The sequence below is a fragment of the Marixanthomonas sp. SCSIO 43207 genome (assembly GCF_019904255.1).
Classification (GTDB): domain Bacteria; phylum Bacteroidota; class Bacteroidia; order Flavobacteriales; family Flavobacteriaceae; genus Marixanthomonas.
Window position 1 is genome coordinate 2,463,438 of record NZ_CP063203.1, and the last position, 19,644, is coordinate 2,483,081.

Below are 19,644 nucleotides of genomic sequence, written 5' to 3' on the forward strand. Positions count from 1 at the left end.
TTTAAACGTTAAACCTAAAATGCATTACATCGCCATCTTTAACGATATACTCCTTCCCTTCTATTCCTAGTTTTCCTGCATCACGAACTTTGGCTTCACTTCCATACGCTACAAAATCATCATACTTAATAACTTCCGCACGTATAAATCCTTTTTCAAAATCGGTATGAATAACACCTGCTGCTTGTGGAGCTGTTGATCCTATTGGAATTGTCCAAGCTCTAACTTCTTTTTCACCGGCAGTAAAATAGGTTTCCAGATTAAGGAGTTTGTAAGCACTTCGAATAAGCTTTGCAGATCCGGGTTCTTCTAAACCTAAGTCTTCTAGAAACATTTGACGTTCTTCAAAGGTTTCCAATTCGGTAATATCGGCTTCTGTTCCTACTGCCAATACTAACACTTCGGCGTTTTCATCTTTAACAGCTTCTTTAACTTGCTCAACATAATCATTTCCTGTTGCTGCTGAATTTTCATCAACATTACAAACATATAATACAGGCTTATCTGTAATATATTGCATTTGATCAATAAACTCTTCTCTTTCAGAATCTGTTAATTGTATAGCTCTTACAGAGATACCGCTTTCTAACCCTTCTTTCACTTTCAGCAAAGCTGCTTCTTCTTTTTGAGCTTCTTTATTTCCGGTTTTTGCAGCTCGCTGAACTTTATCAAGACGTTTTTCGGTAGTTTCTAGATCTTTTAACTGTAGTTCAATATCGATAGTTTCTTTGTCACGTACAGGATTTACATTACCATCAACGTGAACAACATTATCATTATCAAAACACCTTAAAACGTGCAAAATGGCATCTGTTTCTCGTATGTTTCCTAAAAATTGATTTCCTAGTCCTTCTCCTTTGCTGGCTCCTTTCACCAAACCGGCAATATCAACAATCTCAACAGTTGCAGGCAACACTCGTTGAGGATTAACCAATTCTTCAAGTTTTATCAAACGGTTGTCTGGAACATTTACAACACCAATATTAGGTTCAATAGTACAAAACGGAAAGTTGGCACTTTGTGCTTTTGCATTTGACAAACAATTAAATAGTGTTGATTTCCCTACGTTTGGTAATCCTACAATTCCTGCTTTCATATTACTTTAAAATTTGGGCGCAAATATACACTATTAACAAACAATATAAATGATTTATTAAATACAATTGAAAAGAAAATATGGGAAAACTTTAGCTGCGCATTTACTTTACTTTAACAGATTGTAGCTTACTTTTAATATTATAATAACCAAACAATTAAATCATGAAAAAGTTACTGTATTCATTTATTGCTATTTTGTTTGTTTCTGTTGCTGTAAATGCTCAAGAAAATAAGAATGTAAAAAAAGAAACCGTTACCAAAAAGGTAGTTGTAAAAGACACCAAGGTAGATACTAAAGTTGTACAAGAAGTAAATGAGGACAAAGAGGTTGTTCAAGTTGAAGGAACAGAACAGCAAGATCAAGAAGCAAAAGTTGTAAAGTCAAATTCTGATAAAGTTCAAAAAGTTGTTGAGGACGAAACTTCTGTAGATACTGAAAACGCCAGGAAAATGCAGCAGAATATGAATAGAAAAAGTGAAGAACTAAAAGCTAGCATTGCTGCTCAAAAAGCAAAAGCCGAAAAAGAACGTCAGCGTTTATTAGAAAAGAAAAAAGAGATGCAACGCGAAATGGAAGCTAGGCGACAAAATCTAGAAAGTCGTCCTAAAGGAATGGCCAAGCTTAAAAAGGATAACTAATTCTATTCACATACATAATTTAAAAAAGCTTCAAATTTATTTGAGGCTTTTTCTTTATATATTAAGTTGGTTTTAAGAATTTTTATACAAAAAGGTGTTAAAACGAGATAAGTTTAGCAAAGTCTTACCAAACTGTTTTCTGAAATTAACAAAGCCTACTTCTATATTTACTTTGTTATTAATCAAACAATTATTAAATCTATAAATTATGAAAAGGATAATTTTAATTATGGCATTAGCAGCATTCTCTTCTGCTTTTGCACAAGAAAATAAAAATAAGAAGACAGAAACCACAACTACCAAAACCTATGTAAAAGATAGCAAAGGAGTTGAAGTAGACACGAAAGAAGTAACAAAATCTGAAAATCAAGTTATTGCTTTAAACGATGAGTCTTCAGATAACACAAACTTTTCAACCGTTATGTTACCATCTGAAATAGACTCAAACGTTAATTATACTAATAACGACAGAGAGTTTTCATTTCAAGCTCAGGATAAAGGTTATAAAATGATGGCTATTAAAGATAATACTTCAAATGAGTTTGCAACCATACGTCCATCATCACAAAAAGGATATTATATCTATAGTGAAAATGGCGAAAATTCATTTGGTTACTTTAACCAAAATGGAAATTTTGTAGTAGAACGTTATGATGAAGATAAAGACGCAATTGTAACGACCGTTTATAAACTAGAAGTTCAAAAACAGACTATGAAAAAGAAAAATAAGATGAAATAATTCTTATTTATTTTCCCCACAAAAAAAAGCCGCGATTATCGCGGCTTTTTTAATTTGTAAAGTTACTCTTGATGCATAAAACTTTGTTTTGCCAGTAACTCTTCATCGCTTTCTACGTTATCGTCATCTGGCACACAACAATCAACTGGGCATACTGCAGCACATTGAGGTTCATCGTGAAAACCTTTACACTCAGTACATTTATCTGGCACAATATAGTAAAACTCATCACTTACAGGTTCTTGAGTTTCGTTTGCATCTACTTCTTTTCCGTTTGGTAACACAACATTACCATCTAGATCTGTACCATCTGCGTAGCGCCAGTCATCTGCTCCTTCATAAATAGCCGTATTTGGGCATTCAGGCTCACAAGCACCACAATTAATACATTCATCTGTTATTATAATTGCCATCGGTTTTCTTTTTCTAACTTTGCACAAATTTAATGCCTAAAAAGGGCAACTCCAAACAACTATGCAATTACAACAAAGAATTAACGCTTTTAGCACCCTAGGAAGGTTTCTTGAACAATTTTCTTCAGAAAATTCGGTACGAAATGATGACATTCCAAAAAATGATGAGTTTTTTTCTGAAATGTCACAAAAAATTCAAACTGCTAAACATCATAATGGTTGGTTTACCAAAGATAATATTCACTTTAGCTTTAAAAGTTGGTCACAAGCTCTAACAGAAGCAAACATTAAAAAATGGGTTTCAAACTATTCTATCTCTGCCGTTGAACCAAAGACAGTAGCTGTGATTATGGCAGGAAATATACCATTGGTAGGGTTTCACGATTTTCTTTCTGTATTAATTACAGGCAATAAGGTTTTGGCAAAACTATCTTCAAACGACAAACAATTACTTCCATTTTTGTCAAAATATTTAATTGCCATAGAACCAGAATTTGAAGATTACATAGAGTTTTCAGAAGAAAAATTACCCAACTTTGATGCAGTAATTGCTACCGGAAGTGACAATACCGCTCGCTATTTTGATTATTATTTTGGTAAATACCCAAATATCATCCGAAAAAACAGAAATTCGGTTGCTGTATTAACCGGTACCGAAACTCAAGAAGATATGGAGCAATTGGCAGATGACATTTTTCGGTATTTTGGGTTAGGCTGCCGCAATGTTTCTAAGTTGTATGTTCCAAAAGGATATAACTTTGATACTTTTTTTAAAGGAATGTATTCTTGGAAACACGTTATAAATAATCATAAATACATCAATAATTATGATTATAACAAAGCTGTTTATTTAATGAGTGAGCTGCCATTACTAGACAATGAGTTTTTATTACTGAAAGAAGATTCTGGCTTCTCCTCTCCTATTTCGGTAGTTTTTTATGAAGTTTATGAAACGCTAGATGATGTAAAAAACATAGTTAAAAATGAGTCTGCAAATATTCAAGCTGTTGTTTCAAATTCAGATAAAATAGAAGGTATTAATTTTGGTGAAGCGCAGTCACCAAACTTATGGGATTATGCTGATGGTGTAGACACACTAGATTTTTTGTTAAAACTATCTTGATAAATTAATAGCAAATTAACCAACAATGCCTTCAGAATTAGCATCTTTGTAATAAATTTTAAGGAATGAAAAAACATAACTTTAGTGCCGGACCTTGTGTTTTGCCAAAATCGGTAATGCAAAAAGCTTCCGAAGCAATTTTAAATTTCAATAATCTAGATTTATCTTTAATTGAAATTTCGCACCGTAGTAAAGACTTTGTAGCCGTTATGGAACGTGCGCAAGAATTGGCTCTTGAGCATCTTGGTTTACAAAATAAGGGCTATAAAGCTCTTTTTCTTCAAGGTGGAGCAAGCATGGAATTTTTACGAGTAGCTTATAATGTTTTAGAAAAAAAAGCTGCTTACCTTAATACCGGTACTTGGTCTACAAAAGCAATTAAGGAAGCAAAATTATTTGGAGAAATAGTTGAAGTAGCCTCTTCTAAAGACCAAAATTTCAATTATATACCAAAAAATTATTCTATTCCTTCAGATATTGATTACTTTCATTGCACTAGCAACAATACCATCTTTGGAACTCAAATGAAAAATTTTCCAAAAACTGATGCGCCAATTGTTTGTGATATGAGTAGTGATATTTTTTCAAGACAATTGGATTTTTCAAATTTCAGTATTATTTATGCCGGAGCTCAAAAAAATATGGGTCCGGCAGGAACTACTTTAATTGTTATAAAAGAGTCGGTTTTAGGTCAAGTTTCTAGGCAAATTCCTTCTTTAATGGATTACAAAATTCATATAGGCAAAGACAGTATGTTTAACACTCCGTCTGTTTTTGCAGTCTATGTTTCTATGCTAACTCTTGAATGGTTAAAAGAAAAAGGTGGAATTACAGAAATTGAAAAACTAAACAACAAAAAAGCAGAATTAATCTATTCTGAAATAGACAGAAACCCTCTTTTTACCGGTTTTGTGGCAAATAAAGAAGATCGATCAACAATGAATGCAACATTCAACTTAGTTGATGAAAGTTTAGCCAAAACATTCGACTCACTCTGGCAAGAAGCCGGAATTAACGGTTTAAATGGCCACCGAAGCGTTGGCGGTTATAGAGCTTCTATGTACAATGCCTTGGAGCTAGAAAGTGTTCAGGTATTAGTTGAAACAATGAAAGAATTAGAAAATAAAGCATAAAAAAATAAAAAATTGATGAAAGTATTAGCAAACGACGGTATTTCAGCTAGCGGCGTAAAAGCATTAGAAAATGCAGGTTTTGAAGTAATTACAGTTAAAGTTGCTCAAGAACAACTTATTAATTATATCAACAACAACACAATTGATGTGCTTTTAGTTCGCAGTGCGACAAAAGTGAGAAAAGATATAATTGACGCTTGTCCAAGTCTTAAAATCATTGGTCGCGGTGGTGTAGGTATGGATAATATTGATGTAGCTTATGCTCGTAGCAAAGACATAAAGGTGATTAACACACCAGCTGCTTCTTCATCTTCTGTAGCCGAATTGGTTTTTGCTCATCTTTTTGGTGGTGTGAGACATCTTCATGATGCAAACAGAACTATGCCCCTTGAAGGCGACTCTCGATTTAAAGAATTAAAAAAGAACTATGCCGGCGGAAAAGAATTAAGAGGAAAAACTTTAGGTATCGTAGGTTTTGGACGTATAGGTCGTGAAGTAGCAAAAATCGCTTTAGGGTGCGGTATGAAAGTAATAGCAAGCGATAATAATGTAGGTGAAGCAGATATAACCCTTGACTTTTATGATGGACAAACTATCACCTTAAAAATTAAAACCGAACCTGTTTCTGAATTAATCAAACACAGTGATTTTATAACATTACACGTACCAGCTCAAAAAAATTACCTAATTGGCGAATCTGAAATAAAACAGATGAAAGACGGTGTTGCTATCATTAATGCTGCGAGAGGTGGTGTAATAGATGAAAAAGCATTAGTAGAAGCACTAGACAAAGGAAAAGTTTCTTTTGCAGCTTTAGACACCTTTGAAGATGAACCCTCTCCGGCTATAAAAGTGCTTATGAATGGTAATATTTCTTTAAGTCCACACATAGGGGCTGCCACAGAAGAGGCTCAAGATAGAATTGGAGTAGAACTTGCTGAGCAAATTGCATCCATCTTAAAACCGGTAAACTAAGTTTTTTAAGTATATTTAAAAGAATTTTAATCTTATAAAAATGGCAGGAATACTCGATTTATTAAATAGCGATACCGGTAAACAAATAATAAGCGGTATTAGTAACGAAACCAAACAACCCGCAGACAAAACAGCTTCTGTACTATCAATGGGCTTACCTATCTTAATGGGAGCTATGAAACGTAATGCAAACTCTCAAGAAGGAGCAATGGGATTGATGAATGCATTAAGCAATAGTAAACACGACGGTAATGTATTAGACAACCTTTCTGGTTTTTTTGGCGGCGGAGTTAATGAAGATAAAAAAATTGATGGCCTTGGTATTTTAGGGCACGTCTTAGGCGGTTCTCAAGACAACGTAGTGGGAGCACTTTCAAAAAAATCAGGAATTGATTCTAGTTCTGTGATGCAAATTTTACAGGTAGCTGCCCCTATTTTGCTAGGATATTTAGGAAAAGAAAAAAGACAACAAAACGTTGATTCGCAATCTGGTATTACCAGCCTTTTAGGAAATTTAATGGCTGGAAACACTCAAGAAGAACAACAGAAAGAACAATCTTTAATTGAATCATTACTTGATGGTGATAACGACGGAAGTATTATTGATGATGTTGCCGGAATGGTATTGGGCGGAAGTAAAAAAGGAGGCCTAGGCGATATGCTTGGTGGTTTCTTCGGAAAATAATACCATACGTTCAAAAAAATATGTAAACCGCGTCTATTTCAATAAACGCGGTTTTTTGCTTTCTCAAATAAAACAAACTATTACAGACGATTTTTGTACCTTTATAAAAAGAATAATGATGAAAAATTTACTTTTTTTAGTAGGTATAGCATTAGCAATTTATAGTTGTGACGCCTCAAAATCTACCATGGGTGGTGATGTAGATTCAGGCACTGTAAGCAATGATACCATTCGTATAGCAAACGACAGTCTTGAGTATGAAGTAATTATAATAGAACCAAGATTTAATACGTGGTTGTTACAACAGCCTCCAAGAGGTTTTTATGGATTAAATTATTTAGAAATTAAAAATCAATTGTTTGTTTCAGAGTACAATGCAAGAGCTCGCAACCCACAACAATTTTCTCCTACACTATATCCGCAAGAAATTAATTATGATTTTAATGTTGAGTATGGCTATGAAGTAAACTATTTACTTTATAATTACTTTGTTTATTTTCAACAACAATACAATCAAAAATTACCAGGCGGAAGAGGATGAAAAAATTAAAACAAAGGTGGAATATCACTACCAATTGGCAACTAACTGTAATTTTAATTGTTTTTGCGATTACCGGAAGCACGTCAGCAAAACTTGCTGAACCATTAACCGACGCTATTGGTATAACAAAAAATCACGGTTGGTATATTTATTGGCCTGTACGCATACTTATTATACTTCCGGCGTATCAAGTATTATTAGTTTTTTTTGGATGGCTTTTTGGAGAGTTTAAATTTTTCTGGGCTTTTGAAAAGAAAATGCTTCGTAGTATGGGACTTCGCTTTATCAAAGCGTAAACATTCATATCATAAATTTATCATAAAAGAAGGTTTTGGTTTTATATAGGGTAATTGTTTTTTATCTTTGCAAATTGAAGAAATCTTGATTGAAGAGACTTATGTTTCTAAAAAATAAAATTGCATACCTTATCGCCTCTACATTACTCGTAGCAGTTTTTTTGCTGCCGGTAACTGTGCAATTTTTACATTCTTTAGAAGGACATGAAAAAACAGTCTGTTCAGATTCTACTACCCATATTCATGAAGATGTTCCTGAGTGTCAAATTTGCCACTTTACCGTAACAACATTTAATTATGATGTAATTAGTTATCCAGATTTTAAAACAGCACCTATCGCTTTAAAAATCAAAAATGAAACTACTTCATCATTATTTCACGCTTTCACCAACACAAATTATCAGTTAAGAGCACCACCGCATAGTTTTAGTTAATCCACAAAAACTATTTTTATTTTAATTAAAATGATATGCGTACGTATGCGTTGGTATTACTGCTATTAAGCAGTGTTACTCTTATTTCACAAACTTGTAATAATACACTTTCTGGTTCTGTAAAAGATATTCACGATAACTCTCCGTTAGTTGGAGCTACTTTAATTGTTGCAGGAACTGAGCAAGCTGTACAAACAGATCTAGATGGTATGTATTCCATTGAAGGGTTGTGTAATCAAAGTTATTCAATTCAAGTATCGCATCCTGAATGTAGTACTAAAGGATTTACAGTTAAAGTTTTTGGTAACACGACTAGAAACTTTAAACTTGAGCATCATTTAGAAGAATTAAATCAAATAACTATTGATGGTAAAGCCTATAAAGACAAATCAAAAACTGTTCTGGAAAGTGAACTATCCACTGAAGAAATTGAAAGATTCAGTAGTGGTTCTTTAGGAGATGCTTTAAATAGTTTAAGCGGTGTTTCTTCGTTAAATACAGGAAGTACTGTAATCAAACCTTTAATTAATGGACTTCATAGTAGTCGTGTTGTTATTATCAATAACGGTGTACGGATGGAAGATCAAGAATGGGGTGCAGAACATGCTCCAAATGTAGACATTAATTCTGCTGGTAAATTAACGGTTATTAAAGGTGCTTCAGCTTTACAATATAGCGGTGACGCTGTGGGAGGAGTAATTATTTCAGAAGCAGCAAAAGTTCCTGTTAAAGATAGCTTGTACGGAAAAACCTTATTTACAGTTGCATCAAATGGTAGAGGAACTTCTACTTCGTCTCAACTTACCAAAAGTTATCAAAATGGATGGTACGGAACCATACAAGGTACTCTTAAGCGCTTTGGTGATTTTGAAGCTCCAGATTATGTGTTAAGTAACACAGGAATTTTTGAGCGTAATGTATCTGTTAACATTGGTCTCAATCGTTTTGATTATGGTATTGAAGGCTATTATTCTTTATTTAAAAATGAGATAGGAATTTTAAGGGCTTCGCATTTGGGTGGTGCAGAAGATCAAGCCACCGCTATAAATAGTGAACTTCCGTTAATAATAAGAGATTTTACTTATGATATTGATGCTCCTAGACAAGATGTAACGCATCATCTTGCTCGTTTAAAAGCTTTTAAAAGATTTGAAAAACTAGGAAAACTTAGCTTTCAATATGATTTTCAAGCAAATCACAGACTGGAGTATGATATAAGACGTGGAGAAGATAAAAACAAAGCTTCGCTAGATCTACAACTCAATACACATACGTTAATGCTAGATCTAGAATCTAAAATCACAAGCTCTTTAGATCTTAAAACAGGAATATTGGCTAAATACCAAAATAATTTTGCAGACCCAAATACCGGTGTAAGACGTTTAATTCCAGATTATGATAAATATGATTTTGGAGCGTATGTAATTGCCAATTATGAGGTAAATGATAATTGGTTATTAGAAGCAGGTGGTAGGTTTGATTATACCTATATGGATGTTTTTAAATTTTACAGAACATCTTTTTGGGAATCTCGTAATTATGACCAGATTTTTCCAGAAATAGTTATTGAAGAACTTGATAATCAAATATTAACCAATCCTGAATTTAATTTTTATAATGTTTCAGGAACGGTTGGAACTACCTATTCATTTAACGATGATTACAGCTTGTATTTTAATTATTCACTAGCCTCTAGAGCACCCAATCCTTCAGAGTTATTTAGTGAAGGATTACACCATTCGGCATCGCGGATAGAACTTGGTGATTTACGTTTTAATTCTGAAATAGGAAATAAGTTTTCTCTGACCTTTCAAAGGAAAAACACCAACTTCAATTTTTCAATAAATCCATACATAAACATTATTAAAGATTTCATTGTAATTGAGCCAACTGGTGTACAACAAACTATAAGAGGTAATTTTCAAGTTTGGGAGTATAGGCAAACCAATGCAGAATTGCTAGGTGTAGATATTGACGCATCGTACGCATTTGCTCAAAATTTCCGATTTGAGCATCAATTTTCATTAGTAAAAGGGTATGACAGAACTAAAGACGAACCTTTAATAAACATACCTGCGGTTAATACAAAAAACCGAATTGTATATCAGAACCCCAATTTTAAAAACCTAAGACTTTCACTTAAAAGTGAATATGTTTTTCGTCAAAATGAATTTCCAGATAATAACTTTGAAATATTAATTCCGCAAACTCAAACTAGAGAAGTTGTAGACGTAAGCACACCTCCTGACGCCTACCACCTACTCGACTTTGACTCAAGCATAGACTTTAACTTAAACACAAAATCAAAACTTACAGTAGGATTTGGCATTAAAAACGTATTTGACACTTCCTACCGTAATTACCTAAACCGTTTGCGCTATTATGCAGATGATCTAGGTAGAAACTTTTTACTTAATCTTAAAATCAATTATTAATTACTAAAACAAAAAAAATGAAAAATTTAAAATCATTAAGTATACTATTATTTGCTTCGTTACTATTTGTAGCTTGTTCAAACGATGATGAAAATCCAGAGCCGGTAAACGAAGAAGAAGTAATAACAACAATGACTGTAACGCTTCTACCTAATGGTGGAGGAACGCCAGTAACGTTACAAACGAGAGATCTAGATGGTGACGGCCCTAATGCTCCAACTGTTACTGTATCGGGTAATTTAACTGCAGGTGCTACATATAACGGTAGTATTGTTTTGTTAAATGAAACTGAAGACCCTGCAGAAAACATTACAGAAGAAGTTCAAGAAGAAGCGGAAGAGCACCAATTCTTTTATTCTGTTGCTGGAGGTTTAAACGCAACAACAGAATATGCAAACTTTGATGGTGACGGTAACCCACTTGGTACAGAGTTTATTTTAAGTACAGGTGATGCTAGCAACGGATCAATGACTTTTACTTTACGTCACGAACCTAAAAAACCAAATGATGGATCTTTAGGTGATGCTGGTGGAGAAACAGACATTCAAGCAACTTTTAATTTAACTATAGAGTAATTTTAAAGAGTTCTCTAGTTAAGCTTTTACTATTTTTAGTAAATAAAAAACCTCTCTAAATAGAGAGGTTTTTTAATATATATTCAGAAAGTTTTAATCGTTAACTTCTACTTCAATAGTTTGAGGCACAGGATCTTTTTTGCCTTGCCAAACGTAGGTGTACAACCACATTAAAGTAAACGTAGGTACAAAGTCTGAAATAGGTAGTATTTCTTCTATAAAAACAACTACAGAAGCTATTTTACCTTGTTCGCCCTCATACATATCGCTCATTTTTTTTGCTGCATATGGAGCCCATAGTATATCTAAAAAAGGTCCGAGAACCGGAATAAACATAGTCGCCATCCCGATTAAATCATAAATAACACCTTGTTTAAGTAAAGAATATTTTGATTTTTTCATATTGATTTGCATTTAATTACATAAAATACAACGCAATAAGTTTGCCAAAATTATGACAAATCATTACTTATCAATTTTAAAAACTCATCTCTAGTCTCAATTTTTTCAAATTGTCCCCTAAAACCTGAAGTGGTTGTCACACTATTTTGCTTTTGTACCCCACGCATCATCATACATAAATGAGAAGCTTCTATAACAACTGCCACACCTTGTGGTTTTAACGTTGTATTTATACATTCAAGAATATCGTGAGTTAATCGTTCTTGAACTTGTAAACGTCTTGCAAAAACATCTACAATTCTTGGTATTTTACTCAGCCCTACAATATGCCCGTTAGGTATATATGCTATATGTGCTTTTCCGAAAAAAGGAAGCATATGGTGTTCACATAGAGAGTACAGCTCAATATCTTTTATAACAACCATATCGTGATAATCTTCAGCAAACATGGCAGATTTTAATATTTCTGCAGGATCTTGAGAATTACCTGAAGTTAAAAACTGCATAGCTTTGGCAGCTCGCTCTGGTGTTTTCACAACTCCTTCCCTATTTATATCTTCACCAAGTTGTGATAATATTTCAGTAAAATGAGATTTTAATTCATTTGTTACAGATTCATTGTACTCTTCAAAAAATTTATATGATGCCATTAGGTAGTTTTTAGTTTATCTGAAAAATGGGTATGCAATGTATTAATTTTTGGATTGATAATATATTGACAGTAAGGTTGTTCTTTGTTTAGGTTGTAATACTCGTGATGATCTACTTCGGCTTCATAAAAGGCTGTAAATGGTTTTATTTCAGTCACAATTGGGTTTTTGAAAATGTTTTTATCATTCAAAAGTTTTAAAAAGGCCTCAATTACATTTTTTTGTTCTTCTGTAGTAAAATAAATAGCGCTTCTATATTGTGTACCTACATCGTTACCTTGTTTATTTAATGTTGTTGGATCGTGAGTTGAAAAAAAGACCTCTAGCAATGTTTGTAACGTTACAATATCGCTATTAAAAGTAACCTCTACAGCCTCGGCGTGGCCGGTACGACCGGTGATAACTTCGCGATAAGCAGGGTTTTTAATCTGCCCTCCCGAAAACCCGGGTACAACTTTTTCAACTCCCTTTATACGCTGAAAAACAGCTTCGGTACACCAAAAACAACCTCCAGCAAATACAATTTTTTGAATATTGGTATTCATTTCAATTTTTTTATAAAATTAAGTTGCACACAGTTGCTTCGTTACTTTTTAACAAATAATTAATCCATAGAGTAAGTAAAGGGCTTCTTATAGCTTTCTTACAAAGATTTATTGCGTTTCTATAAGCAAAAGTGTACTTTCACGTTTTGATAGTATTGTCATGATTAAAGCTGAAAACTTACATAAATATTATGATGAACTCCACGTTCTTAAAGGAGTTGATCTTCACATAAAAAAAGGAGAAATTGTTTCTATTGTAGGAGCTTCGGGAGCAGGTAAAACTACCTTGTTGCAAATTTTAGGAACGTTGGACACTTCAGAAAAAAATGAAGGCACACTTCATATCAACAACGTAAATGTAAAAACGTTGAAACGAAAAGAATTGGCAAAATTCAGAAATGAAAATTTAGGTTTTATTTTTCAGTTTCACCAATTACTACCCGAGTTTACAGCCTTAGAGAATGTTTGTATACCTGCCTTTATAAAAAAAACACCCAAAACCGAAGCCGAAAAAAGAGCCAAAGAACTCCTTTCTTTTCTTGGGCTCAGTGATAGGATAAACCATAAACCCAATGAGCTTTCTGGCGGTGAGCAACAACGTGTTGCAGTAGCAAGAGCGTTAATCAACAATCCGGCAATTATTCTGGCCGATGAGCCTAGTGGAAATCTAGATACAGAAAGTGCAGAAAACTTACATAATTTATTTTTCAAGCTTCGGGATGAGTTTGGTCAAACGTTTGTAATTGTTACTCATAATGAGGAATTGGCCGAAATGGCAGACCGTAAACTTGAAATGCAAGACGGAAAAATTTTACGATAGTTTATGCGAAAAGCAGAATTAAAAAGATTTTTAGACGAAAAAGCTGCTTACTACAATCAACCTCTCTTTATTGAAAGTGATCCTATACAAATTCCGCATCAATTTTCTAAAAAAGAAGATATAGAAATTGCTGCTTTCCTAGTCGCAACTATTGCTTGGGGCAATAGAAAAAGTATTATAAAAAATGGTACTAGATTAATGCAATTGATGGGGCAAGCACCCTATGATTTTGTTACTCATTTTTCTGAAGAAAAAGATGCTGAAAACCTAAAAACCTTTGTTCATCGTACATTTAACGGGTATGATTTAATTTATTTTATAAAAGCATTACAGCATATTTATAAAAACCATAACGGTCTGGAAGGTGTTTTTTCAACCTTTTCTGAAGAAGAAAATCTACAACCGGCAATTCATCATTTCAAAAAAGTATTTTTCAGTTTACCACATTTAAAACGTACTGAAAAACACGTAAGTGATCCGTTAAAAAATTCTGCAGCAAAACGCATCAATATGTTTTTACGCTGGATGGTGCGTAACGATAGTACCGGTGTTGATTTTGGTATTTGGAAAAGCTTATCTGCTTCTCAATTATCATGTCCGCTAGATGTGCATAGTGGCAGAGTGGCAAGAAGTCTTTCTTTATTAAAACGAAAACAGAATGACGCCAAAGCTGTAGAAGAATTAGACAAATCACTTAGAAAACTAGATGCTAAAGATCCTGTAAAGTATGATTTTGCCTTATTTGGCCTAGGTGTTTTTGAAGCTTTCTAATTAATGTAATTTGTTCTTTATTTTGTCAAAAAAATTGTAGCTTTACAAAACAACAACTTAACTAAAACTGGTTTTTTAAAACCATAGGAGGAACTAAATTTGATTACACCAGCTATTCCTGGAAATGAACAGGAACGCCTTAAATCGTTAAATTCCTATCAAATGCTGGATACCCTTCCAGAAAAGGATTTTGACACGATTACTACTTTGACGGCGAGTATTTGCGACACGCCTATATCTCTTATTACCTTAATGGATGCTGACCGAAATTTTATAAAGTCACATCACGGTATAGATATTACAGAATCACCTAGAGATATTTCATTTTGCGGTCATGCTATTGTAGATGATGCCGATATTTTTATTGTGCCAGACACTCATAAAGATGATCGATTTCATGACAACCCAATTGTAAATGATCAAAAAGTGCGGTTTTATGCGGGAGTTACCTTGTACAATCACGAGGGCTACGCATTGGGTACTTTATGTGTTTTTGACACACAACCTAGAGAGTTGAATGACAAACAAATTCACGCATTAAAAGCACTAGCGTCACAAGTAATAAATCTTCTTGAAGAGAGAAAGAAAAATTTTACATTACAAAAACTTCAAGCTGAGCTAAAAGAAAACAACGAACAACTTAAAAATTTTGCCGGAATCATTTCTCATGATATGAAAATGCCATTGGCAAATATGATTGTTACTTCAGATATTTTGAAGAAAAAATACAGTCAATTTATAGATGAACAAGGGCAAGAATATTTAGATTACCTAAAACAATCTTCTTTTACACTTAGTGAATACATTACAGGATTACTAGAACATTATGAAAGTGATAAAACGGTTGAAAAATCATATGAAGAGTTTGATACCCATCACCTTTTTGAAGAGATTGTTGAGTTATTAAACATAAGCGTTGATTGTGAATTAAATCTACCCGAGAAAAACCTTGAAGTATCTTGTAATAGAGTTGCACTAGAGCAAATATTAATAAACCTTATCGGTAACTCATTGAAGTACAATGATAAAGATAAAATTGTTATTGATATTAAATGTTACAAAAAAGACGGAATGCTTTACATAAGTGTTTCAGATAATGGTGTTGGGATTCCCAAAGAAAAACTTACTGAAGTTTTTGAATTATTTAAAACAGTAGGAACTTTAGATAGAAATGGTAAAAAAGGAAACGGGATAGGTTTATCAACTGTGAAAAAACTTGTGACCAATTTGGGTGGCGATATTACAGTTTCTTCAAAAATAGGAGAAGGTACAACCTTTGAGTTTTCAATTGAGTGTTTGTAACTTTTTAAGTTGAATTTTTTAAAATTCATTACCCAAAAGAAATAGCGTGTTTTTAGGATGCATTTTATATATTTGAACAATAATTTATAGAATGCAGTTTAAACATCCAGAACTTCTTTACGCCCTATTTTTACTGCTTATTCCTATATTAATTCATCTTTTTCAGCTTCGGCGTTTTAAAAAAGTTGATTTTACAAATGTTGCTTTCTTAAAAAAAGTGACCATACAAACGCGTAAAAGCTCTCAACTTAAAAAATGGATTACACTTTTATTGCGACTTCTAGCACTTGCTTGTATTATTATAGCATTTGCACAGCCTTTTACCGCTACAAAAACTGCTTTAAACACAGAAAAAGAAACAGTAATCTATATTGATAACTCTTTTAGTTTGCAAGCTAAAGGTGCCAATGGTCCTTTGCTTACTAGAGCTTTACAAGATTTGTATGAACTTAAAATAGACGCTGAAACGCTAAGTTGGTTTACCAACACTGAAACTAGAAAAAATGTTTCAGTTCAAGATTTTAAAAGTGAAATACTTTCAGTTGATTATTCTTCAAATCAATTAGCACTTTCTGAAGTTGTACTAAAAGCCAATCAACTTTTTTCACCTTCAAATGCTTCAGAAAAAAGGCTGATTCTTGTCTCAGATTTTCAGCAACAAGAACGTTTCCCTGAAATACCTGAAAATGTGACAATAAACACTGTTGCATTACAACCAGTAAACACAAATAATATTTCAATAGATTCGGTTTTTATTGCTTCAAAAACCGGGAAAAACATTCAACTTAAGGCACTTGTTTCTGCTACCGGAAATACTCCTGAAGGTGTTGCGCTATCACTGTATAAAAATTCAGATTTAGTTGCAAAAACGGCCATAGATTTTTCAAATTCTAATGAAAATTCAGCAACTTTTGACATTGAAAACACATCTGAATTTAATGGTACTCTAGAATTAATGGATGCAAATTTAATTTATGATAATAAGTTGTATTTCAGCATTAATTCACCAAAAAAGATAAAAGTTTTGGCCATTAACGAAGCAGAATCTGGTTATTTAGAGCGCTTGTTTAATCAGGATGAATTTGAGTTTACACAACAAACTCAAAATACATTAAGCTATAATGAAATTCCCAATCAAGATTTTATCATCCTTAATGAGCTTACAGCCATTCCAGCATCATTGACTAGTGCCATACAATCTTTTACAAATGCAGGCGGAACAATGGTACTTATCCCCTCTCCAAATGCTAAACTTGATGATTATAACAACTTGCTGACCAATTTGGGAATGGGACGTTTTACCAATAAAATTTCTACAGAAAAGCAGATTACTCAAATTGTTTTTGACCATCCGTTATATCAAGATGTATTTGAAAAACAAGTTGTTAATTTTCAATATCCAACTGTACAATCTTATTATCAAACTGCTACAAATGCAAGAGCAGTCTTAAAATTTGAAGACGGTAATCCATTTATATTTCAGAAGAATAACACCTATGCTTTTAGCGCTCCTATAAACACTGAAAATGCAAATTTTCAAAGTTCACCATTGATAGTTCCTACACTGTATAATATGGCATTGCAGAGCTTGGCTTTGCCAAAATTATATTACACAATTGATGTACAAAACTCTTTTGATGTACCGGTTCAATTAATGGAAGATCAAATTCTAGAAATTAAAGATAGCGCAACAGCTTTTATACCACTTCAACAAACAAAAGCAAATAAAGTAACCATTACTACTACTGAAGAGCCTTCTAATGCCGGAATATATACAATAACAAACAAAAACGAAGCTGTGTCAAAAATAAGTTACAATTACAACCGCGCCGAAAGTAACTTGCAATATATAACTATTGATAATTGGGAAGGAGTAACAACTACAACTTCTATTGCTTCACTTTTGGACGATATACAAGAACAAAATAATATTAATAGCTTTTGGAAATGGTTTCTTATTTTTGCTATACTATTTCTAATACTAGAAATGCTAGTATTAAAATTTATTAAATAATACTGAAGGAGTAAACCAAAAACCGCCTTTAACACAATAAAAAACCGATGGATATACTTATAAAATCTGCAACCATAATAGATCCTCAAAGTGCGCATCACAATACAAAAAGGGATATACTTATAGAGAAAGGGGTTATTAAAAAAATTGCTGCAAGTATAAACACCCACAACAATGTAAAAGAAATAAGCTTAGAAAATTTGCATATTTCTCAAGGATGGTTCGATAGTAGTGTATCCTTTGGTGAACCGGGTTATGAAGAGCGAGAAACTATTGATAATGGACTTAAAACAGCTGCCGAAAGTGGTTTTACCAACATAGCCTTAAATGCAAATTTGCTTCCGGTTACCGACAGCAAATCAACAATTCAGTTTTTAACATCACAAGCTAAAAATAATGCTGTATCACTCTACCCTATTGGGGCTTTGACTGTAAAAAGTGAAAGTAAAGATTTGGCCGAATTATTTGATATGCACAGTGAAGGCGCTGTTTCATTTTATGATTATAAAAAACCCATTACCAATGCCAATTTATTAAAAATAGCATTGCAATACGCTCAAAATTTTGACGGTCTTGTTCAAAGCTTTCCGCTAGATGTTTCAGTTTCAAAAAACGGTATGATGAATGAGGGTGTAAATAGTACAAAGCTGGGGTTAAAAGGTATTCCTTCTTTTTCTGAAGAATTACAAGTAGCTCGTGATCTTTATATTTTAGAATACACTGGAGGAAAATTACATATCCCGACAATTTCTACCAAAAAATCAGTTCAACTCATTAAAGAGGCAAAAAAGCAAGGACTAGATGTTACGTGTAGTGTAGCTGTATCAAATTTATTCTTAACCGATGATTTACTTGAAGGGTTTGAAACTCAATATAAACTCCTGCCACCGTTGCGAACTAAAGAAGATACAAAAGCCTTACTAAAAGCTCTAAAAGAAGGTGTTATTGATGGGGTAACAAGTGACCACAACCCTATTGATATTGAAAACAAAAAAACTGAATTTGACCATGCGAAATTTGGTAGTATTGGTTTGGAAAGTTGTTTTGGTGCCTTACAGAGCCTATTGCCTACAGAAATTGCTATATCTGCTTTAAGCAACCTTAAAGAACGCTTTAATATACCTTTTGAAACAATTGAAGAAGGCAATCGAGCCAACATTACCTTCTTTAATCCAGATGTAGCGTGGACTTTTGCAGAAAAAGATATTATTTCAACCTCAAAAAATGCAGCTTTTATCAATCAAAAACTTAAAGGAAAAGCCTACGGTGTTTTTGCTAATAACAAACTAGTGCTGAAAAAATAATGGAGAACTTATCTGCCAAAACCAAAGCAATTATTGCCTACATGACATTTGTAGGAACACTCATTGCATTTTTTATTAATAAAGATAATAAGCACGAGTTTACAACATGGCATATTAAAAATATGTTTGGGCTCTTGTTACTGCTTATAATTTCGCAAGTGACACAGGCTTATGTAGATTTACTTTTTGGTGAAATTTTATGGCTTATTGCTTTTGTGCTTTGGGTTTTTTCTTTGATAATGGCAATTTTAAATAAAAAGCAGGCCATTCCTTACTTCAGTGATAAATTTCAAGAGTGGTTCACATTTTTAGATTAGATGCACTATCTTTATGAGATAGGAAATTTTAATCGATAAATCAAATGGAATCATTCAATACTACAAAAGACAATGGCAAGTCCATTGCTATTATTTCTTATCTTACTATTATAGGTTGGGTAATTGCATTGATAATGCATAATAATAATAAAACTGAACTTGGTGCTTTTCATATAAGACAAATGCTGGGTTTAATTCTTTTAGGGCTTGCATTATCAGTACTCAATATGCTTCTTGACATTTATATTCTTGGTATTATTATTCAATTAGGTATGATAGTTCTTTGGGTTTTAGGGTTATTATCTGCAATTCAAGCAGAAAAAAAGCCGATACCACTCATTGGCGATAAGTTTCAAGAATGGTTTGCCGGTATTGGGTAAACTTCAGTTAATATATATTACTTACCACTTTTGTACAGATAGCTTTCGTATAA

At 33.1% G+C, this 19,644-nt stretch carries 23 protein-coding genes; 18 read left to right on the plus strand and 5 right to left on the minus strand.

Annotated elements, in window-relative coordinates; translation table 11 throughout:
* Position 1: 1 nt before the first annotated feature.
* Positions 2 to 1,096: a redox-regulated ATPase YchF gene (ychF, locus tag INR76_RS11555; protein WP_223108120.1), complete on the minus strand. Its 1,095-nt coding sequence runs from the start codon at positions 1,094 to 1,096 to the stop codon at positions 2 to 4.
* A gap of 164 nt (positions 1,097 to 1,260) precedes the next feature.
* On the opposite strand from ychF, the gene INR76_RS11560 reads away from it, so the two are divergent.
* Both INR76_RS11560 and INR76_RS11565 read left to right on the plus strand, forming a co-directional pair.
* Positions 1,261 to 1,737: a hypothetical protein gene (locus tag INR76_RS11560; protein ID WP_223108121.1), complete on the plus strand. Its 477-nt coding sequence runs from the start codon at positions 1,261 to 1,263 to the stop codon at positions 1,735 to 1,737.
* A gap of 208 nt (positions 1,738 to 1,945) precedes the next feature.
* On the plus strand, positions 1,946 to 2,476 hold the full coding sequence (locus INR76_RS11565) for a hypothetical protein (protein ID WP_223108122.1): 531 nt from the start codon (positions 1,946 to 1,948) through the stop codon (positions 2,474 to 2,476).
* Positions 2,477 to 2,538: 62 nt separating this feature from the next.
* On the opposite strand, the gene INR76_RS11570 is transcribed toward INR76_RS11565, so the two are convergent.
* Positions 2,539 to 2,889, minus strand: a complete 351-nt coding sequence (locus INR76_RS11570) for a 4Fe-4S dicluster domain-containing protein (RefSeq protein WP_223108123.1) — start codon at positions 2,887 to 2,889, stop codon at positions 2,539 to 2,541.
* Positions 2,890 to 2,950: 61 nt separating this feature from the next.
* On the opposite strand from INR76_RS11570, the gene INR76_RS11575 reads away from it, so the two are divergent.
* From INR76_RS11575 to INR76_RS11615, 9 genes are all read left to right on the plus strand, one after another.
* Positions 2,951 to 4,012: an acyl-CoA reductase gene (locus INR76_RS11575; RefSeq protein ID WP_223108124.1), complete on the plus strand. Its 1,062-nt coding sequence runs from the start codon at positions 2,951 to 2,953 to the stop codon at positions 4,010 to 4,012.
* A gap of 65 nt (positions 4,013 to 4,077) precedes the next feature.
* Entirely contained in the window at positions 4,078 to 5,145 is a 1,068-nt protein-coding gene (serC, locus tag INR76_RS11580) for a 3-phosphoserine/phosphohydroxythreonine transaminase (RefSeq protein WP_223108125.1), read from the plus strand.
* Between the two features lie 15 nt (positions 5,146 to 5,160).
* On the plus strand, positions 5,161 to 6,120 hold the full coding sequence (locus INR76_RS11585) for a D-2-hydroxyacid dehydrogenase (RefSeq protein ID WP_223108126.1): 960 nt from the start codon (positions 5,161 to 5,163) through the stop codon (positions 6,118 to 6,120).
* Positions 6,121 to 6,160: 40 nt separating this feature from the next.
* Positions 6,161 to 6,805 (plus strand): DUF937 domain-containing protein, encoded by a 645-nt coding sequence (locus tag INR76_RS11590; protein WP_223108127.1) that lies wholly within the window; start codon positions 6,161 to 6,163, stop codon positions 6,803 to 6,805.
* A 118-nt stretch (positions 6,806 to 6,923) separates the two neighbouring features.
* Positions 6,924 to 7,346 (plus strand): DUF6146 family protein, encoded by a 423-nt coding sequence (locus tag INR76_RS11595; protein WP_223108128.1) that lies wholly within the window; start codon positions 6,924 to 6,926, stop codon positions 7,344 to 7,346.
* Positions 7,343 to 7,642 carry a DUF6787 family protein gene (locus INR76_RS11600; RefSeq protein WP_223108129.1) on the plus strand — a complete coding sequence of 100 codons (300 nt, stop codon included), beginning with the start codon at positions 7,343 to 7,345 and terminating at the stop codon, positions 7,640 to 7,642. Before INR76_RS11595 ends, INR76_RS11600 begins: the two co-directional genes overlap by 4 nt.
* Before the next feature lie 101 nt (positions 7,643 to 7,743).
* Positions 7,744 to 8,076, plus strand: coding sequence for a hypothetical protein (locus tag INR76_RS11605; RefSeq protein WP_223108130.1), 333 nt, complete (start codon positions 7,744 to 7,746; stop codon positions 8,074 to 8,076).
* 35 nt (positions 8,077 to 8,111) lie between these two features.
* Positions 8,112 to 10,511, plus strand: coding sequence for a TonB-dependent receptor domain-containing protein (locus INR76_RS11610; RefSeq protein WP_223108131.1), 2,400 nt, complete (start codon positions 8,112 to 8,114; stop codon positions 10,509 to 10,511).
* Between the two features lie 17 nt (positions 10,512 to 10,528).
* Positions 10,529 to 11,086, plus strand: a complete 558-nt coding sequence (locus tag INR76_RS11615; protein ID WP_223108132.1) for a type 1 periplasmic binding fold superfamily protein — start codon at positions 10,529 to 10,531, stop codon at positions 11,084 to 11,086.
* Between the two features lie 93 nt (positions 11,087 to 11,179).
* On the opposite strand, the gene INR76_RS11620 is transcribed toward INR76_RS11615, so the two are convergent.
* The 3 genes from INR76_RS11620 to msrA are packed head-to-tail and all read right to left on the minus strand — an operon-like array spanning position 11,180 to position 12,683.
* Positions 11,180 to 11,488: a hypothetical protein gene (locus INR76_RS11620; protein WP_223108133.1), complete on the minus strand. Its 309-nt coding sequence runs from the start codon at positions 11,486 to 11,488 to the stop codon at positions 11,180 to 11,182.
* Positions 11,489 to 11,538: 50 nt separating this feature from the next.
* Complete coding sequence (folE, locus tag INR76_RS11625) at positions 11,539 to 12,138, minus strand: GTP cyclohydrolase I FolE (protein WP_223108134.1); 600 nt, start codon at positions 12,136 to 12,138, stop codon at positions 11,539 to 11,541.
* Positions 12,138 to 12,683 carry a peptide-methionine (S)-S-oxide reductase MsrA gene (gene msrA, locus INR76_RS11630; protein ID WP_223108135.1) on the minus strand — a complete coding sequence of 182 codons (546 nt, stop codon included), beginning with the start codon at positions 12,681 to 12,683 and terminating at the stop codon, positions 12,138 to 12,140. Before msrA ends, folE begins: the two co-directional genes overlap by 1 nt.
* Positions 12,684 to 12,843: 160 nt before the next feature.
* On the opposite strand from msrA, the gene INR76_RS11635 reads away from it, so the two are divergent.
* The 7 genes from INR76_RS11635 (at position 12,844) to INR76_RS11665 (ending at position 19,591) form a co-directional block, all read left to right on the plus strand.
* Entirely contained in the window at positions 12,844 to 13,503 is a 660-nt protein-coding gene (locus INR76_RS11635; RefSeq protein WP_223108136.1) for an ABC transporter ATP-binding protein, read from the plus strand.
* A gap of 3 nt (positions 13,504 to 13,506) precedes the next feature.
* A complete protein-coding gene (locus tag INR76_RS11640; RefSeq protein WP_223108137.1) occupies positions 13,507 to 14,274 on the plus strand; it encodes a TIGR02757 family protein in 768 nt (255 codons plus the stop codon).
* Positions 14,275 to 14,436: 162 nt separating this feature from the next.
* Positions 14,437 to 15,576: an ATP-binding protein gene (locus tag INR76_RS11645; protein ID WP_255592612.1), complete on the plus strand. Its 1,140-nt coding sequence runs from the start codon at positions 14,437 to 14,439 to the stop codon at positions 15,574 to 15,576.
* A gap of 91 nt (positions 15,577 to 15,667) precedes the next feature.
* Entirely contained in the window at positions 15,668 to 17,590 is a 1,923-nt protein-coding gene (locus INR76_RS11650; protein WP_223108139.1) for a BatA domain-containing protein, read from the plus strand.
* Positions 17,591 to 17,637: 47 nt separating this feature from the next.
* Entirely contained in the window at positions 17,638 to 18,894 is a 1,257-nt protein-coding gene (locus INR76_RS11655; RefSeq protein WP_223108140.1) for a dihydroorotase family protein, read from the plus strand.
* Positions 18,894 to 19,211: a hypothetical protein gene (locus tag INR76_RS11660; protein ID WP_223108141.1), complete on the plus strand. Its 318-nt coding sequence runs from the start codon at positions 18,894 to 18,896 to the stop codon at positions 19,209 to 19,211. Before INR76_RS11655 ends, INR76_RS11660 begins: the two co-directional genes overlap by 1 nt.
* Before the next feature lie 44 nt (positions 19,212 to 19,255).
* Entirely contained in the window at positions 19,256 to 19,591 is a 336-nt protein-coding gene (locus tag INR76_RS11665; protein WP_223108142.1) for a hypothetical protein, read from the plus strand.
* Positions 19,592 to 19,644 lie beyond the last annotated feature (53 nt).

Bases quoted from the DNA above. Each gene is read 5' to 3' on its own strand.
- ychF (WP_223108120.1), bottom strand. From the start codon at position 1,096: ATGAAAGCAGGAATTGTAGGATTACCAAACGTAGGGAAATCAACACTA.
- INR76_RS11560 (WP_223108121.1), top strand. From the start codon at position 1,261: ATGAAAAAGTTACTGTATTCATTTATTGCTATTTTGTTTGTTTCTGTT.
- INR76_RS11565 (WP_223108122.1), top strand. From the start codon at position 1,946: ATGAAAAGGATAATTTTAATTATGGCATTAGCAGCATTCTCTTCTGCT.
- INR76_RS11570 (WP_223108123.1), bottom strand. From the start codon at position 2,889: ATGGCAATTATAATAACAGATGAATGTATTAATTGTGGTGCTTGTGAG.
- INR76_RS11575 (WP_223108124.1), top strand. From the start codon at position 2,951: ATGCAATTACAACAAAGAATTAACGCTTTTAGCACCCTAGGAAGGTTT.
- serC (WP_223108125.1), top strand. From the start codon at position 4,078: ATGAAAAAACATAACTTTAGTGCCGGACCTTGTGTTTTGCCAAAATCG.
- INR76_RS11585 (WP_223108126.1), top strand. From the start codon at position 5,161: ATGAAAGTATTAGCAAACGACGGTATTTCAGCTAGCGGCGTAAAAGCA.
- INR76_RS11590 (WP_223108127.1), top strand. From the start codon at position 6,161: ATGGCAGGAATACTCGATTTATTAAATAGCGATACCGGTAAACAAATA.
- INR76_RS11595 (WP_223108128.1), top strand. From the start codon at position 6,924: ATGAAAAATTTACTTTTTTTAGTAGGTATAGCATTAGCAATTTATAGT.
- INR76_RS11600 (WP_223108129.1), top strand. From the start codon at position 7,343: ATGAAAAAATTAAAACAAAGGTGGAATATCACTACCAATTGGCAACTA.
- INR76_RS11605 (WP_223108130.1), top strand. From the start codon at position 7,744: ATGTTTCTAAAAAATAAAATTGCATACCTTATCGCCTCTACATTACTC.
- INR76_RS11610 (WP_223108131.1), top strand. From the start codon at position 8,112: ATGCGTACGTATGCGTTGGTATTACTGCTATTAAGCAGTGTTACTCTT.
- INR76_RS11615 (WP_223108132.1), top strand. From the start codon at position 10,529: ATGAAAAATTTAAAATCATTAAGTATACTATTATTTGCTTCGTTACTA.
- INR76_RS11620 (WP_223108133.1), bottom strand. From the start codon at position 11,488: ATGAAAAAATCAAAATATTCTTTACTTAAACAAGGTGTTATTTATGAT.
- folE (WP_223108134.1), bottom strand. From the start codon at position 12,138: ATGGCATCATATAAATTTTTTGAAGAGTACAATGAATCTGTAACAAAT.
- msrA (WP_223108135.1), bottom strand. From the start codon at position 12,683: ATGAATACCAATATTCAAAAAATTGTATTTGCTGGAGGTTGTTTTTGG.
- INR76_RS11635 (WP_223108136.1), top strand. From the start codon at position 12,844: ATGATTAAAGCTGAAAACTTACATAAATATTATGATGAACTCCACGTT.
- INR76_RS11640 (WP_223108137.1), top strand. From the start codon at position 13,507: ATGCGAAAAGCAGAATTAAAAAGATTTTTAGACGAAAAAGCTGCTTAC.
- INR76_RS11645 (WP_255592612.1), top strand. From the start codon at position 14,437: ATGCTGGATACCCTTCCAGAAAAGGATTTTGACACGATTACTACTTTG.
- INR76_RS11650 (WP_223108139.1), top strand. From the start codon at position 15,668: ATGCAGTTTAAACATCCAGAACTTCTTTACGCCCTATTTTTACTGCTT.
- INR76_RS11655 (WP_223108140.1), top strand. From the start codon at position 17,638: ATGGATATACTTATAAAATCTGCAACCATAATAGATCCTCAAAGTGCG.
- INR76_RS11660 (WP_223108141.1), top strand. From the start codon at position 18,894: ATGGAGAACTTATCTGCCAAAACCAAAGCAATTATTGCCTACATGACA.
- INR76_RS11665 (WP_223108142.1), top strand. From the start codon at position 19,256: ATGGAATCATTCAATACTACAAAAGACAATGGCAAGTCCATTGCTATT.